Annotated in this window: 13 protein-coding genes; 5 read left to right on the forward strand and 8 right to left on the reverse strand. The window is 70.0% G+C overall.

Annotated elements, in window-relative coordinates; translation table 11 throughout:
* Positions 1 to 284: lysine 5,6-aminomutase subunit alpha TIM-barrel domain-containing protein (locus ABI385_RS11880; protein WP_348103956.1), on the reverse strand; the 284-nt coding region annotated here is incomplete at its 3' end.
* Between the two features lie 153 nt (positions 285 to 437).
* Positions 438 to 2,054 (reverse strand): amidohydrolase family protein, encoded by a 1,617-nt coding sequence (locus ABI385_RS11885; protein WP_348103957.1) that lies wholly within the window; start codon positions 2,052 to 2,054, stop codon positions 438 to 440.
* A 42-nt stretch (positions 2,055 to 2,096) separates the two neighbouring features.
* Between ABI385_RS11885 and ABI385_RS11890 the strand changes: the two genes are divergently transcribed.
* Positions 2,097 to 3,488 carry a mycothione reductase gene (locus ABI385_RS11890; RefSeq protein ID WP_348103958.1) on the forward strand — a complete coding sequence of 464 codons (1,392 nt, stop codon included), beginning with the start codon at positions 2,097 to 2,099 and terminating at the stop codon, positions 3,486 to 3,488.
* Between the two features lie 38 nt (positions 3,489 to 3,526).
* Positions 3,527 to 3,997, forward strand: a complete 471-nt coding sequence (locus ABI385_RS11895) for a hypothetical protein (RefSeq protein ID WP_348103959.1) — start codon at positions 3,527 to 3,529, stop codon at positions 3,995 to 3,997.
* 123 nt (positions 3,998 to 4,120) lie between these two features.
* Here the strand turns inward: ABI385_RS11895 and ABI385_RS11900 are convergent, their stop codons facing one another.
* Positions 4,121 to 5,224: an L-erythro-3,5-diaminohexanoate dehydrogenase gene (locus tag ABI385_RS11900; RefSeq protein ID WP_348103960.1), complete on the reverse strand. Its 1,104-nt coding sequence runs from the start codon at positions 5,222 to 5,224 to the stop codon at positions 4,121 to 4,123.
* 86 nt (positions 5,225 to 5,310) lie between these two features.
* On the opposite strand from ABI385_RS11900, the gene ABI385_RS11905 reads away from it, so the two are divergent.
* Positions 5,311 to 6,756 carry a lysine 2,3-aminomutase gene (locus tag ABI385_RS11905; protein ID WP_348103961.1) on the forward strand — a complete coding sequence of 482 codons (1,446 nt, stop codon included), beginning with the start codon at positions 5,311 to 5,313 and terminating at the stop codon, positions 6,754 to 6,756.
* Positions 6,757 to 6,868: 112 nt separating this feature from the next.
* Here ABI385_RS11905 and ABI385_RS11910 read toward each other — a convergent pair whose 3' ends face one another.
* Positions 6,869 to 7,327 carry an Lrp/AsnC family transcriptional regulator gene (locus ABI385_RS11910; RefSeq protein ID WP_348103962.1) on the reverse strand — a complete coding sequence of 153 codons (459 nt, stop codon included), beginning with the start codon at positions 7,325 to 7,327 and terminating at the stop codon, positions 6,869 to 6,871.
* A gap of 67 nt (positions 7,328 to 7,394) precedes the next feature.
* Here ABI385_RS11910 and ABI385_RS11915 point away from each other — a divergent pair, with 67 nt between their 5' ends.
* Positions 7,395 to 8,333 carry a 5'-3' exonuclease gene (locus ABI385_RS11915; protein ID WP_348103963.1) on the forward strand — a complete coding sequence of 313 codons (939 nt, stop codon included), beginning with the start codon at positions 7,395 to 7,397 and terminating at the stop codon, positions 8,331 to 8,333.
* 50 nt (positions 8,334 to 8,383) lie between these two features.
* Here the strand turns inward: ABI385_RS11915 and ABI385_RS11920 are convergent, their stop codons facing one another.
* Genes ABI385_RS11920 through ABI385_RS11935 form a run of 4 tightly spaced genes read right to left on the reverse strand, consistent with a single transcriptional unit; the run spans position 8,384 to position 11,553 of the window.
* Entirely contained in the window at positions 8,384 to 9,520 is a 1,137-nt protein-coding gene (locus ABI385_RS11920; protein ID WP_348103964.1) for an ABC transporter ATP-binding protein, read from the reverse strand.
* Positions 9,517 to 10,380: an ABC transporter permease gene (locus ABI385_RS11925; RefSeq protein WP_348103965.1), complete on the reverse strand. Its 864-nt coding sequence runs from the start codon at positions 10,378 to 10,380 to the stop codon at positions 9,517 to 9,519. Before ABI385_RS11925 ends, ABI385_RS11920 begins: the two co-directional genes overlap by 4 nt.
* Positions 10,337 to 11,146 carry a molybdate ABC transporter substrate-binding protein gene (modA, locus tag ABI385_RS11930; RefSeq protein ID WP_348103966.1) on the reverse strand — a complete coding sequence of 270 codons (810 nt, stop codon included), beginning with the start codon at positions 11,144 to 11,146 and terminating at the stop codon, positions 10,337 to 10,339. The genes ABI385_RS11925 and modA overlap by 44 nt, the downstream gene beginning before the upstream one ends.
* Positions 11,143 to 11,553, reverse strand: a complete 411-nt coding sequence (locus ABI385_RS11935) for a TOBE domain-containing protein (protein ID WP_348103967.1) — start codon at positions 11,551 to 11,553, stop codon at positions 11,143 to 11,145. The genes modA and ABI385_RS11935 overlap by 4 nt, the downstream gene beginning before the upstream one ends.
* A 525-nt stretch (positions 11,554 to 12,078) precedes the next feature.
* Between ABI385_RS11935 and ABI385_RS11940 the strand changes: the two genes are divergently transcribed.
* The gene (locus ABI385_RS11940) at positions 12,079 to 12,543 is read left to right on the forward strand and encodes a hypothetical protein (RefSeq protein ID WP_348103968.1); all 465 of its coding nucleotides are present in this window, start codon (positions 12,079 to 12,081) and stop codon (positions 12,541 to 12,543) included.
* Positions 12,544 to 12,629: the final 86 nt, after the last annotated feature.

The raw sequence follows: 12,629 nt of genomic DNA on the forward strand, positions 1-12,629 counted from the left end.
GCCAGGCGCAAGGTGGCGCGTTCGACGGAGACGGTTGTGTGCCGCCGGGCTATCTCGACCACCGGTCGGCCCGCCTGACGAGCCAAGGTTCGCGCGCGTCGGACGGTCGCGGAGTCCAGGTCGAGGAGAGCGGTGCGGGACGTCCGAGACACGCCCACATCGTAGCCAGTGGCGACGATGTTCCGGCGCAGACCCGGTCTTTCCGCACAATCGGCGCTTTCGACGGGGTAAGACGGTGAATTGTCCCGCCCGCGACATCCTGACGGCCGACGTTCGGCGCTCATTCAGCGCTCGTTCTGCGCTGCTTAGCGACCGGACTCACAGGGTTGTCGGTTTATTGGCCGCAGACGTGCCCGAAACAGGGATAGACGTGAGTCCGGTTCGAGAAGACGTGAGTCCGGTTCGGGAAGACGTGAGTCCGGTCTGCTCGACTCCGCTCAGCCCATCTCGTCGTGCACGACATTCCCGGCGCAGACCGTCCGGCGCGCCGAGGGCGGGGATCCTTCCAGAGCCAGATCGTCGAACCAGCTGGGCGAGTAGTCCCACACCACGAAGTCCGCCGACCCCCCGGCTTGCGGCTGCGTGGCGGGGCCGACCCCCTGTGCGGCGGCCGTGCCCCCGGCCGTGTGCGCGACGAACGCCTCGACTGCGGTGATGCGCTCCTGCTCGTCGTGGTGGCGCACGGCCGCCCGGACGGCCTCCCACGGAGCCATCGGCGTGACCGGGCTGTCCGACCCGAGGGCGATCGTCACGCCGGCGTCGAGCAGGGTCCGGAACGGGTTCATCCGCTGTGCGCGCTGCGGCCCGAGGCGGGTGGCGTACATCCCGGTAGCACCGCCCCAGCGGGCGTCGAACGCCGGCTGCATGCTCGCGACCACGCCCAGCCGAGCCAGTCGTGCCGCGCCGTCCGCCGAGATCATCTCGACGTGCTCGAGGCGGTGTCGCCGGCTGCGGACGTCCTCGAGACCCGCGACCTCGGCCGCGGCCTCCAGGCCGGCGATCGCCACGTCGACGCCGGCATCGCCGATGACATGGAAACCCGCCTGGGTGCGCGCCCGGGTGCAGGCGACGACATGGTCTCGGACCTGGTCGACGCCGAGGAACGCGTTGCCTGACGTCCCCGCTGCGTCGCTGTAGTCCGCTCGCAGACTCGCGGTCCGTGAACCGATCGACCCGTCGATGTTGAGGTCACCGGCCAAGCCGGCAAAGCCTCCCCTTCGTCCTTGCAGCTCGTCGACCTCGTCCGGCGACCGCATGAGCTGCGCCCAGTACGCGACCGTCCTCGGCATCGAGGGGTCCTTCGCCACAGCCGCAACGTCGTCGAAGTCCTCGGAAGAGCTGACCACCGGGCCGCCGTTCTCGTGGACCCAGGCGATGCCTCGGGACGCAGCGGTATGCAGCGCCACAGCGATGTCGTCGCGGCGTTGGCCTCGGGTCAGGTTTGCTTCGAACGTCGCTCGGGCGCGGTGGTGGTCGTCGGTGACAACCCGGCCGTCCGCCATACCCCAGGGGTTCAGTCCCGCCGCTGCTGCGAGCGCCGAGGAGATGACCGCGGAGTGGCCGTCGACGCGGGGCGCGTAGACCACTCCCCCGTATGACGCCCGGTCCAGCTCGCGCGCGGTGAAGGCCCGCTGCTCAGGCCAGGTGGTGTCGTCCCAGTTCTGCACGAGCAGGGGTCGTCCCCCGTTTCGGCGTCCGGCGGCCTCGACCCGGCTGAGCGCCTCGAGCAGCGACCGGGCGTCCGACAGGTCCAGGCCGCGCAGCGCCGCACCGGTGGCCGAGAGGTGGACGTGGGCGTCGACGAATGCCGCGGTGACAACGCCGCCGTCGAGGTCGACGACGTCACGCGCCTCGTCACGATGTCGCTGGGCGTCGGCGCCCGAGCCGACCCACAGGATGGAGCTCGCGCCGACGAGCATCGCCTGACCGACCGGGAGCAGGTCGGGTCCGAGGATGCGGCCGTTGACGTAGAGCGTGCGGATCCGGTTCACGCCGGCCTCGGCACGACCGGAGGCAGTCGGGTCCCGCGGATGCGTCAGCGCTTCGTCATCCATCCGGGTCAGCGTAGGCCGGGCCCTTCGCTTAGATTGCGGGACATGCAGACACGCCACCACGACCTCGTCGTGATCGGGACCGGGTCGGGCAACTCGATCATCGGTCCCGAGCTCGACCACCTCGACATCGGCCTGGTCGAGAAGGGCGTCTTCGGTGGCACCTGCCTCAACGTCGGATGCATTCCGACCAAGATGTTCGTGCTGCCGGCGGACCGGGTCGTCGAGGCCGAGGACGCCGTTCGGCTCGGGGTCCATGTCGACGGTGTGAGTGCCGACTGGCCGGCGATCCGGGACCGCATCTTCGCCCGGATCGACCCGATCTCTTCGGGTGGCGAGGAATGGCGCCGGAAGGCCGACAACGTCACCGTCTACGACAGGCGGGCGCGGTTCACCGGACCGATGACGCTGGACACCGGCACGGGTGTCACCGTGACGGCCGACCGCTGGGTGATCGCTGCGGGTGGGCGTGCGCGGGCCCTGGACATCCCCGGGTTGGACCGGGTCGAACCTGGCCGCGGGGTCCACACCAGTGACACGGTGATGCGGATGGAGGCGCTGCCGGAGCGGGTAGTCATCGTCGGCGGTGGGTTCATCGCCGCCGAGTTCGCGCACATCCTCGGCGGGTTGGGAGCGCAGGTCACCTGGGTCCACCGCGGCAGTCGGCTACTCTCCCAAGAGGACCGGGACATTTCGACCGCCTTCACCGAGATCGCCGAGGAGCGGTACGACGTCCGGCTCGGAACGACCGTGAAGTCGGCACGGCGCGACGGCAACCGGTGGACCCTCGACCTCGAGTGCGACGGGGACGACGAGGACGCAGGCAGCATCGAGGCAGAAGCAGTCCTGCTCGCGGTGGGCCGCATCCCCAACACCGACCTGCTCGAGGTCGAGGCGGCCGGTCTCACGTGCCACGACGACGGTCGGCTGGTCGCCGACGAGCAGCAGCGGACCTCGATCGACGGGGTCTGGACGCTCGGCGACATCAGCAGCGAGTGGCAGCTCAAACACGTGGCGAACCACGAGATGCGGGTCGTCAAGCACAACTTGCTGCATCCGGAGGCGCCCACGACGAGCGATCACCGCTACGTCCCGCACGCGGTGTTCACCCACCCGCAGATCGCCTCGTTCGGGGCCACGGAGCAGGAGCTGGAAGAGGCGGGAACGCCTTATCGCAGCCACACCCAGAAGGTGGGCGACGTCGCATACGGGTGGGCCCTCGAGGACACCACCGGCCTCCTCAAGGTCATCATCGACCCCGACACGCACCTGCTGCTCGGCGCGCACATGCTCGGGCCGCAGGCGTCCACGGTGATCCAGCCGCTGATCCAGGCGGCGCACTTCGGGCAGCGGGCGGACGACGTGGCCAAGGGTCAGTACTGGATCCATCCGGCGCTCGCCGAGGTCGTCGAGAACGCCCTGCTCGGGCTCGGCTGACCCACGCCGAAAGCTGGCTCGGGAGCTAGCGTGGCGGCATGTCCTCCTCCCGCTCACGTCGGCGCCTACTGCCGGCGCTCGTTCTGCTCACCCTCGCCACCGGGGTGGGTGGGTGCTCGAGCGCGGCTTCGCAGCCACCCGGTCCGGCCCCGAGCGGTCAGAGCGGTCAAGGCGGTCAGAGCGGTCAGAGCGGTCAGCGCACGGTCAACCATCCCGACGTGGTCGACGCGGTCGCTACCCGAGAAGCGGACGGCACCTGGTCGTTCAAGGTGACGATGACCTCGCCTTACGACACTGCCGAGCACTACGCCGACGGGTGGCGGGTCAAGGGTAGTGACGGGACGGTCTACGGCGAGATGACGCTGACCCATGACCACGCGTCGGAGCAACCCTTCACCCGCACCCAGCAGGGGGTGCGGCTACCTGCCGGGACAACGTCGGTCGTCATCGAGGGTCGCGACATCGACAATGGCTATGGCGGCGCGACCCAGACGGTCGCGGCAGGCTGAACCTCGCGGGGTGACGGGTGACGGGTGACGGGTGCCGGGTGACGGGTGACGGGTGACAGGTGACAGGTGCACGGCGAGGTCTGGTATCACCGGTCGGCGTCACCGCAGCGCTTGCTCCGAGGCTCAGTCCCGCAGGCGCGCCTCGAACAACGCCCGCACCTCGGGTATGCGTCGAAGGAGGTCGAGCGCGTACGCGGCGTGTCCGGGGACGTAGCCGTTGCCGACCAGCATCCGCACGTCGGCGGCCAGCCCCTCGGCCCCCAGTGCCGCGGCTGCGAAGCTGGTGGCCATAGAGAAGAACACGACGGTGCCGCCGTCGGCCGTGACGAGGATGGCAGGCTGCTCGCATCCCGGCACATCCACGCAGACGACGGTCACGTCGGCCGGCCCACCGGCGGCGGTCACAGCGTCATAGAGCCCCAGCGGAGATCGCGCGTCCGCGACGACGACCTCGTCCGCGAGGCCCGTCCCCCGCAGCAGGTCTGCCTCATGCTCCACCGGCACCACCGCGATGACCCGAGCCGCACCGGCCTCGCGGGCCGCGGCCAGAGACAGCGAGCCGGACTTGCCCGCGCCACCCAGCACGCAGACCGTCGGGCCGCCGCTCGGAGCGTTCGACTCCTCCCGGGGGGAGCGGCGCTGCGAGGCAACGGGAGTGGCGTACTCCGCAACGACCCGCGCGACCAGGGCCGGGGCTCCGCAGACGTCCATCACCATCAGCGCGAGCTGCGGGTCGAGGTCGGCCGGGAGGACAGCCGCGATGCTGCGTCCGAACAAGATGGCGTGACCCTCGGCCGGAACCCGCTCACCCAGCCCGTCCCACCTCGCCAACCCGTCCGTGATCGCCAGCGGGGTCAGCGACAACGAGACCAGGGTGGCGACGCGGTCGCCCCTGGACAGCCCGAGCGGGCTGAGTGGCCCGACCTCGTCGACCGTCCCGATAAGCATCCCTCCCGAACCGGTGACCGGGTTCTGCATCTTGCCGCGACGGGCGACGATCTGCAGCACCTCATCGCGCACGGCCGCACCGTCCCCGTCGTGCTTCTCGACGAGCTGGCGGTAGGAGGCGGCGTCCAGGTTGAGCGTGTCGACGGCGATGCGCACCTCGTCGGGCCACAGCTCGGGATCGGCGTCGAGGTGCTCGGCGGCCTGCGGGAGCCTGACCTGGTCGCCGACGGCGGTGAGGACGCGGTGCAGCCCGACGGGCGACGACGGGGTCTGGTGCACACAATCTCCTGTTTTTGTCCCTGCGGCCGAGAGAACTTGCGGTGTCACCGCATACCGGCAGGACGTTCTCCCGTATCCTTTCATGTATGACCGACCTCATCGAGCAGCCATACCGCTACGTCCAGCGCGAGCTGGTCGAGCCCGACTGGACCCGGCTGCCGGGGTGGCGTCACGTCACCGCTGAGCAGTGGGCCGATGTGCAGTGGCAGCGGGCGCACTGTGTCAAGAACGTCCGTCAGCTGCGCGAGCTGATGGGCGACCTGCTGGGCGACGAGCTCTACGCCGACCTGGAGCGCGACCAGGCCGAGCGGGCCACGATGTCGATGCTGGTCCCGCCGCAGATGCTCAACACCATGGTCCCGGCGGTAGACGAGCCGATGCCGGCGGCGGGCGCCGCATACACCCGTGCGTTCCGGGCGGACCCGGTGCGCCGCTACATGCTCCCGGTCTTCTCGGACCGGCGCACCGACTGGCCGTCGCACCCCTACGCGACTCGCGACTCCCTCCACGAGCACGACATGTGGGTGGCCGAGGGCCTGACCCACCGCTACCCCACCAAGGTGCTGGCCGAGCTGCTGCCCACCTGCCCGCAGTACTGCGGTCACTGCACCCGGATGGACCTGGTCGGCAACTCCACCCCGCAGGTCAGCAAGCTCAAGCTCGTGGGCAAGCCGGTCGACCGGTATGCGGCGATGCTCGCGTACCTGTCGCAGACCCCCGGCGTGCGCGACGTCGTCGTCTCCGGAGGCGACGTCGCCAACATGCCGTGGAAGAACCTCGAGGCGTTCCTCGACCGGCTGCTCGAGATCGAGACCATCCGCGACATCCGGCTCGCCACCAAGGCACTGATGGGTCTGCCGCAGCATTGGCTTTCGCCGGACGTCGTCGAGGGGGTAGGGCGGGTGGCGCGCAAGGCCCGCTCACGCGGGGTGTCGCTCGCGATCCACACCCATGTCAACAGCGCTCAGTCGGTCACGCCGCTGGTGGCCCAGGCGGCGCGGGCGATGCTCGAGGCCGGCGTGCGTGACGTACGCAACCAGGGCGTGCTGATGCGGGGCGTCAACGACACTCCGGAGCAGCTGCTCGACCTGTGTTTCGCCCTGCAGGACCGCGGCTCGATCACGCCGTACTACTTCTACATGTGCGACATGATCCCGTTCAGCGAGCACTGGCGGGTCTCGCTCGAGCACGCCCAGCACCTGCAGCACGCGATGATGGGCTACCTGCCCGGGTTCGCCACGCCGCGGATCGTGTGCGACGTCCCGTTCGTCGGGAAGCGGTGGGTGCACCAGAACGAGGAGTACGACACCGAACGCGGGATCTCGTTCTGGCGCAAGAACTATCGGACGTCGATCGAGGGGGCGGACGAGTCGGCGCTGTCGCGGGAGTACGTCTACTACGATCCGATCGACACCCTGCCCGAGGCAGGGCAGCGGTGGTGGCGCGAGCACTCGGACGGCGACGCGTCGCACGCCGCAGCAGTCGACAGCGCCCGGTCCAGCCGAGAGCTCGCCGGCGCCCAGCTCGGCTGAGGCTCCGTCCGGCACTCCACTCGACGCGGCGTCGAGTCGCTTGACGCGCCATGGATAGCGCGTCGAGTGACACGACCCGGCGTCAAGTCGACCCAGGGCGCGCAGCCCAGCGTCAGACCGCGCCGGCTTCGGGGCCGGCGGGTGGGCGGCCTTCCCACGGCGTCGACAGCACGACGGTCGTGCGGGTCCGCACGTTTGCCTCTGACCGGATCCGGCCGAGCAGGTCCTCCAGCGCGCCGGGTGTCGCGACGCGCACCTTCAGGACGTAGCTCTCCTCCCCTGCGACCGAGTGGCACGCCTCGATCTCGGGTATGCCGGTGAGCCGCTCGGGGACGTCGTCGGGGGCCGCCGGGTCGAGCGGTGAGACGGAGATCAGCGCGCTCAGAGGCAGCCCGAGCGCATCGGGGTCAACCGTCGCGTGGTAGCCACGGATGATGCCGCGGTCCTCGAGCCGGCGCACCCGCTGGTGGACCGCCGAGGTGGACAGACCCGTCGCTTTGCCGAGGTCGGTGAAGCTCATCCGGCCGTCGACGGCCAACAGGTCGACGAGGCGACGGTCGAGATGCTCCACGAACGTGAGGCTAGTGGTCGAGCAGTGGGTCGCGCCGCAGAGTTTCACCGAGCCCTAGGCTCGGATCATGGAACGTCCCGGTGAACGCCTGCTGCTTCTCGACTCGGCCAGCCTCTACTTCCGGGCCTTCTTCGGGGTGCCCGACGAGCGGGAGTCTCCGGGCGAGCCGCCGAGCAACGCCGTCCGCGGGTTCCTCGACATGCTGGCGTCCCTCGTGACGACGTTCCGCCCCACCCACCTCGTGGCTTGCTGGGACAACGACTGGCGGCCGGCGTTCCGGGTCGAGGCGATCCCGTCCTACAAGGCACACCGAGTCGCCGAGGGCGGCGGTCCGGACGAGGAGGCGGTCGCCGACGACCTCGCCGTGCAGGTCCCTTATATCGTCGACGCCCTAGCGGCGTTCGGGATCGCTCGGATCGGTTCGGACGGATACGAGGCGGACGACGTCATCGGCACCCTCGCGCACGCGTCTCGTGGGATCCGTCCGGTCGACATCGTGACGGGCGACCGGGACCTGTTCCAGCTCGTCGACGACGCCAACGAGATCCGGGTGATCTACACAGCGCGTGGTGGGGTGCGTGGAGCCGACCGCGTCGACGAGGCGTTCTTGCAGGAGAAGTATGCCGTGCCGACGGGCGACGCCTACGCCGACATGTCCATCCTGCGCGGCGACACCAGCGACGGGCTGCCCGGCGTCGCCGGGATCGGGGAGAAGACGGCGGCCAAGCTCATCGACGCCTACGGCGACCTGGCTGGTCTGCGGGCCGCAGTCGACGGCGGAGACCCGGCCATCAAGGGCGCCCAACGGACTCGCCTCGAGGCGGCGTCCGCATACCTCGACGTCGGTCCGCTCGTGGTGCGGGTCGCGCGCGATGCTCCCGTGCCCGACCTCGACACCTCGCTGCCCACGTCGGTCGCCGACGCGCGCCTGCTCAGCACGGTCGCGTCGGAGCTGGGCATGACCAGCTCGATCAACCGAATGCTGACCGCGCTGGGGATCGACTGACAGACCCAGCGCAACGCGCCGAGCCGACCTGCGGGCCGGAAGGCCCGCGGTCAGGTGGCTCTGGAGACCTGCTCCTGCGGGTATGCCGTTGCGTCCGTCGCCTTGGCGGCCAGCCAGACGGGGGTCCCCGATCGCAACCCCAGCTCGGCGACCGCTGCCGGGGTCACGTCGACGATCGCGGGCGGCTCACCCCTGACCTCGACGCGCACCCGGTCGCCGAGCAGCTCGAGCCCGACGACGGTGCCCCGCCAGATGTTCCGGGCGCTCTGGGCACTCGGCTGGCCGGTGTGGACAGTGAGGGCCGATGGTCGCAGCGACACCAGGACGCGCCCACCCACGCGCATCCGGGTCGCGTCCCGCAGGTCTCCGGTCACCGTCGTGACCAACCGGCCGCCGTCGTCGAGTCGCACCGCACCGGAAGGGTCGACGAGGACGCCGGCATAGAGGTTGAGGCCGACCAGCCGCGCGACGTAGTCCGTGGCCGGATGGCGCGCGACCTGGGCAGGAGCACCCTCCTGAACGACGCGCCCCTCCTCGACGATCAGCAGCCGGTCGGTCATGACCATGGCGTCGAGCGGGTCGTGGCTGATGACGCATACGGGTCCGGCGAAGTCGGCGAGATGCTTGCGCAGGGTGGTTCGCACATCGAGCCGCGTGCGGGCGTCGAGGGCGGCCAGGGGCTCGTCGAGCAGCAGCAGGCCCGGCTCCGAGGCGAGCGCGCGGGCTAGGGCGACCCGCTGGGCTTGCCCGCCGGACAGCTCGCCGGGCTTGCGAGAGGCCAGAGCGGCCAGGTCGAGCCGCTCGACCCACGGCTGGACGAGCCGCCTCGAGGTCGAGCGGTCGGCCCCCCGGGCCCGCGCGGCAAAGGCGACGTTGTCGAGGACGGTCAGGTGCGGGAACAACCGGTAGTCCTGGAAGACAATCCCGACCGGACGGTCCTCAGGAGGAACCCAGGTGTCCGTCTCGGCGTCATCGAGGACCACACCCCCCAGCCGGATCGAGCCGGAGGTCAGCGCGAGGAGGCCGGCCAGCGCGCGCATCAGCGTCGTCTTGCCGGCTCCGTTGGGTCCGATGACGCCCAGGACCTCGCCGGCCGCGACCGTGGTCGCGACGTCCAGGTGGAAGCTCCCCCGGTCGACGCGGGCGTCGACGACCAGGTCTCCGAGGGCGCCGAGGGTCGTCCTCACAGCCCACCGCCGCGCGCCCAGCGGTCGCGCAGCAGCGCGAGGACCGTGACCGACACGACGAGCTGCACCAGCGACAGGGCGATGGCCGCGTCGGGGTCACTCTCCATCGCGAGGTAGACCGCCAACGGCATGGTCTGGGTGATGCCAGGCGAGTTGCCGGCGAAGGTGATCGTCGCCCCGAACTCACCGAGCGCCCGCGCCCAGCACAGCACCGCCCCCGCGGCCAGCGAGGGTCCGATGAGCGGCAGGGTCACCCGGCGGAAGATCGTCAGCCTGGAGGCGCGCAGGGTGGCAGCCGCCTCCTCATAACCGCGGTCGAGGGTCCGGAACGCCCCCTCGACCGTGACCACGAGGAAGGGCATCGCGACGAACGTCTCTGCGATGACCACCCCGAGGGTCGTGAAGGGAAGGGTGAACCCGAACCACAGGTCGAGGGAACGCCCCACCAGGCCCTGACGCCCGAAAGCGAGCAGCAGGGCCACGCCGCCGACCACCGGGGGGAGGACCAGCGGCAGCGTGACCAGCGCGCGCAGCAGCGCCAGCCCGCGGAACCGGCCTCGCGCCAGGACCCAGGCCAGGGGTACGCCTATGAGCAGGGCGATGACGGTGGCCGAGCTCGCGCAGACCAGCGACAAGCGCAGTGCGTCGAGGACCTCTTTGGTGGCGAGGATCTCGGCGAGGCTGGTCCACGGCGCGCGGACCAACAGAGCGGCGAGGGGGACGAGCAGGAACAGCACGGCCAGCAGCGCCGGGACGCCGAGCGGCCACGGGACCGACCCTCGGTGTGAACGGTCAGATCGCCCGCGGCGCGCGCCCTCACGGGGCAGCGAACCCGCCCGCCTTGAGGACGGCTTCACCATCGGGTGACAGCACGTATGCCACGAAGGCGTCGGCCAGCGCGGGGTTGGCGGTCTTGGTCAGGGTGGCGACCGGGTAGGACGTTGTCGCGTTGACGTCCGCCGGGATCTCGACGCCCTTCACCTTGGCGCCGGCAGCCTTCACGTCAGTGACGTAGACGACCCCTGCGTCTACCTCGCCGAGCGTGACCTTGGTCAGGACGGACTTGACGTCGGCTTCCTGGCTGACCGGGGTGAGGGTGATCTTGGCGTTGGTGAACACCTTGGCCGCGGTGCTTCCGCAGGGGACCTGAGACTGGCATATCGCGACCTTGACGCCGGGCTTCGCGAGGTCGTTGACGCCCGTGATGTTGGCCGGGTTCGCCCGGGGGACCGCAATTTCCATGACGTTCGTGGCGAACGCCCTGGACGAGGCGGCGCCGCCGGCCTTGACGACGGCGTCCATGTTGGTCTGGCTGGCCGAGGCGAAGACGTCGGCGGGCTGGCCTTGGGTGATGCCGGTGGCGAGCGCCGAGCTGGCGCCGAAGTTGGGCGTGACCGTGACGCCGGGGTGTGCGGCGGTGAACTGCTTGATGATCGTCCCGAACGTCTCCTGCAGCGAGGCCGCGGCGAAGACGTTGATCGACCCCGACAGGGCGGCGCTGGTCGACGAACTCGACGACCCTGCGCCTGGGCTGGTTGTCGACGGCGTGGACGAACAAGCGGTGAGGACGGCAGCGGCAGCGGCAGCGGCCACGCTGCGCAGGGCAATGGTGCGGATGTGGGTCATTTGCGCTCCGGCACCTCGACCACGACGTGGGTGGACTTGACGGCGGCGATGGCCAGGACGCCGGGTTCGAGCTGGAGCTCGTCGGCGGCCTCCCGGCTCATCAGGGAGACGAACCGGTGCGGCCCGGCCTGGATGTCGACCTGGGCCATGACCGTGTCGCGGATGACCCGGGTGACGAGTCCCACGAACCGGTTGCGTGCCGACTCGAGCATGACGGGCCCGGGTTCGGGACGTTCGGCGGTGGCCGCCATGGTCTGGGCGAACGCCGCGAGGTCGGCCCCGTCGACGACGTTCCGGCCCCCTGAGTCTGTGCCGGAGGCCAGCCGCCCCGCGTCGATCCACCGGCGTACCGTGTCGTCGCTTACCCCGAGGAGGGCGGCGGCCTCGCGGACTCGGAATGTCGTCACAGCCGGCATCCTATGCGCACCTGCGACCCGATCGGGCCCATTGGCCCGTTTCTGCGGCCTGGAGGATGGGAGGCAGTGCTGCTCAGTCGACGAGTGGGGGCAACGGACTGGCGGGGTCGCAAGGCCGCGGTCTCCGCGCGAGCCCGTGGCTGGTTAGGTTCAGCGTTGGCGCTTGTTCGGTATGCGTGGCAATGGGATTCGCCCCGATCCTGGCCGGGGGGCTTGGCAGTAGTCGGTTTTGAGCATTTTGGCCTGTGTTCGGACCCGACCGCCCGAAGTGTCGCCGACCGCCGTCGCAATGGTGGAGGCGGTAAGGCGTCGAGGTAGTTCCGCACAGACAGGCACGGTCGGGTGATTGTCCCGACAGCGGCAGTTGCGTACGTGTGCCTTTCGCGGGGAGGGTAACCCCATGGTCGCAAGCGCAGGGTGATTCTTTTCGATGGCGGGTCGAGTTCGGGAAAGACGGCAGTGGCTCGAGCTCTTTAAGACATTGTGCCTGGGATCTGGCTTCGCAGAGGTGTCATGATGACTTTCATGTCGGTCCCAGGATCGTGTCGGGCAGCGCCTCGAGAAGCGGCCAGGACGTCGCGTTGGACCGCGCGCGCAATCATCGGCTCGTTCTTCCTCTGGACCAGCGGGATCCACGTGGGTATCGCCGTCGTCGACCCCTCGAGCTACCAGCACTTCGCCGACGCCGCGGTGGTGGCGTGGGTCGAACGAGGCTGGAACGAGATCTTCATGGCGAGCCCTCGCGTTTGGGGGCTCGCGGTGGCCGCCGGCGAGTTGATGCTCGGGCTACTGCTGCTGCGCGGCGGAAGGGCGGCCAAAGTCGGCTGGCTCGGCGTGATCGGATTCACCCTTGCGTTGGTGCTCTTCGGTTGGGGTTTCTTGATCTGGTCGGCACCGGCCCTCGGGGTGTTGGTGCTGCTGACTCGACGCGACTGGCCACGGCTAAGCACAAGGGAGCCGACATCAGCACCACCGGTGTAGTGACCAGAGAGAACCGTTTCGCAAGGGGAACGCTAACCGGACACCTGCGGCTGATGTCGAGGCGAGGACTATGCCGAACCACCTCC

This window comes from Lapillicoccus sp. (assembly GCF_039935575.1).
In the GTDB taxonomy this organism is placed as follows: domain Bacteria; phylum Actinomycetota; class Actinomycetes; order Actinomycetales; family Dermatophilaceae; genus Lapillicoccus.

Coding starts and splice junctions, on each gene's coding strand:
- ABI385_RS11885 (WP_348103957.1), bottom strand. CDS start 2,054: ATGGATGACGAAGCGCTGACGCATCCGCGGGACCCGACTGCCTCCGGT.
- ABI385_RS11890 (WP_348103958.1), top strand. CDS start 2,097: ATGCAGACACGCCACCACGACCTCGTCGTGATCGGGACCGGGTCGGGC.
- ABI385_RS11895 (WP_348103959.1), top strand. CDS start 3,527: ATGTCCTCCTCCCGCTCACGTCGGCGCCTACTGCCGGCGCTCGTTCTG.
- ABI385_RS11905 (WP_348103961.1), top strand. CDS start 5,311: ATGACCGACCTCATCGAGCAGCCATACCGCTACGTCCAGCGCGAGCTG.
- ABI385_RS11915 (WP_348103963.1), top strand. CDS start 7,395: ATGGAACGTCCCGGTGAACGCCTGCTGCTTCTCGACTCGGCCAGCCTC.
- ABI385_RS11925 (WP_348103965.1), bottom strand. CDS start 10,380: ATGGTGAAGCCGTCCTCAAGGCGGGCGGGTTCGCTGCCCCGTGAGGGC.
- modA (WP_348103966.1), bottom strand. CDS start 11,146: ATGACCCACATCCGCACCATTGCCCTGCGCAGCGTGGCCGCTGCCGCT.
- ABI385_RS11940 (WP_348103968.1), top strand. CDS start 12,079: ATGACTTTCATGTCGGTCCCAGGATCGTGTCGGGCAGCGCCTCGAGAA.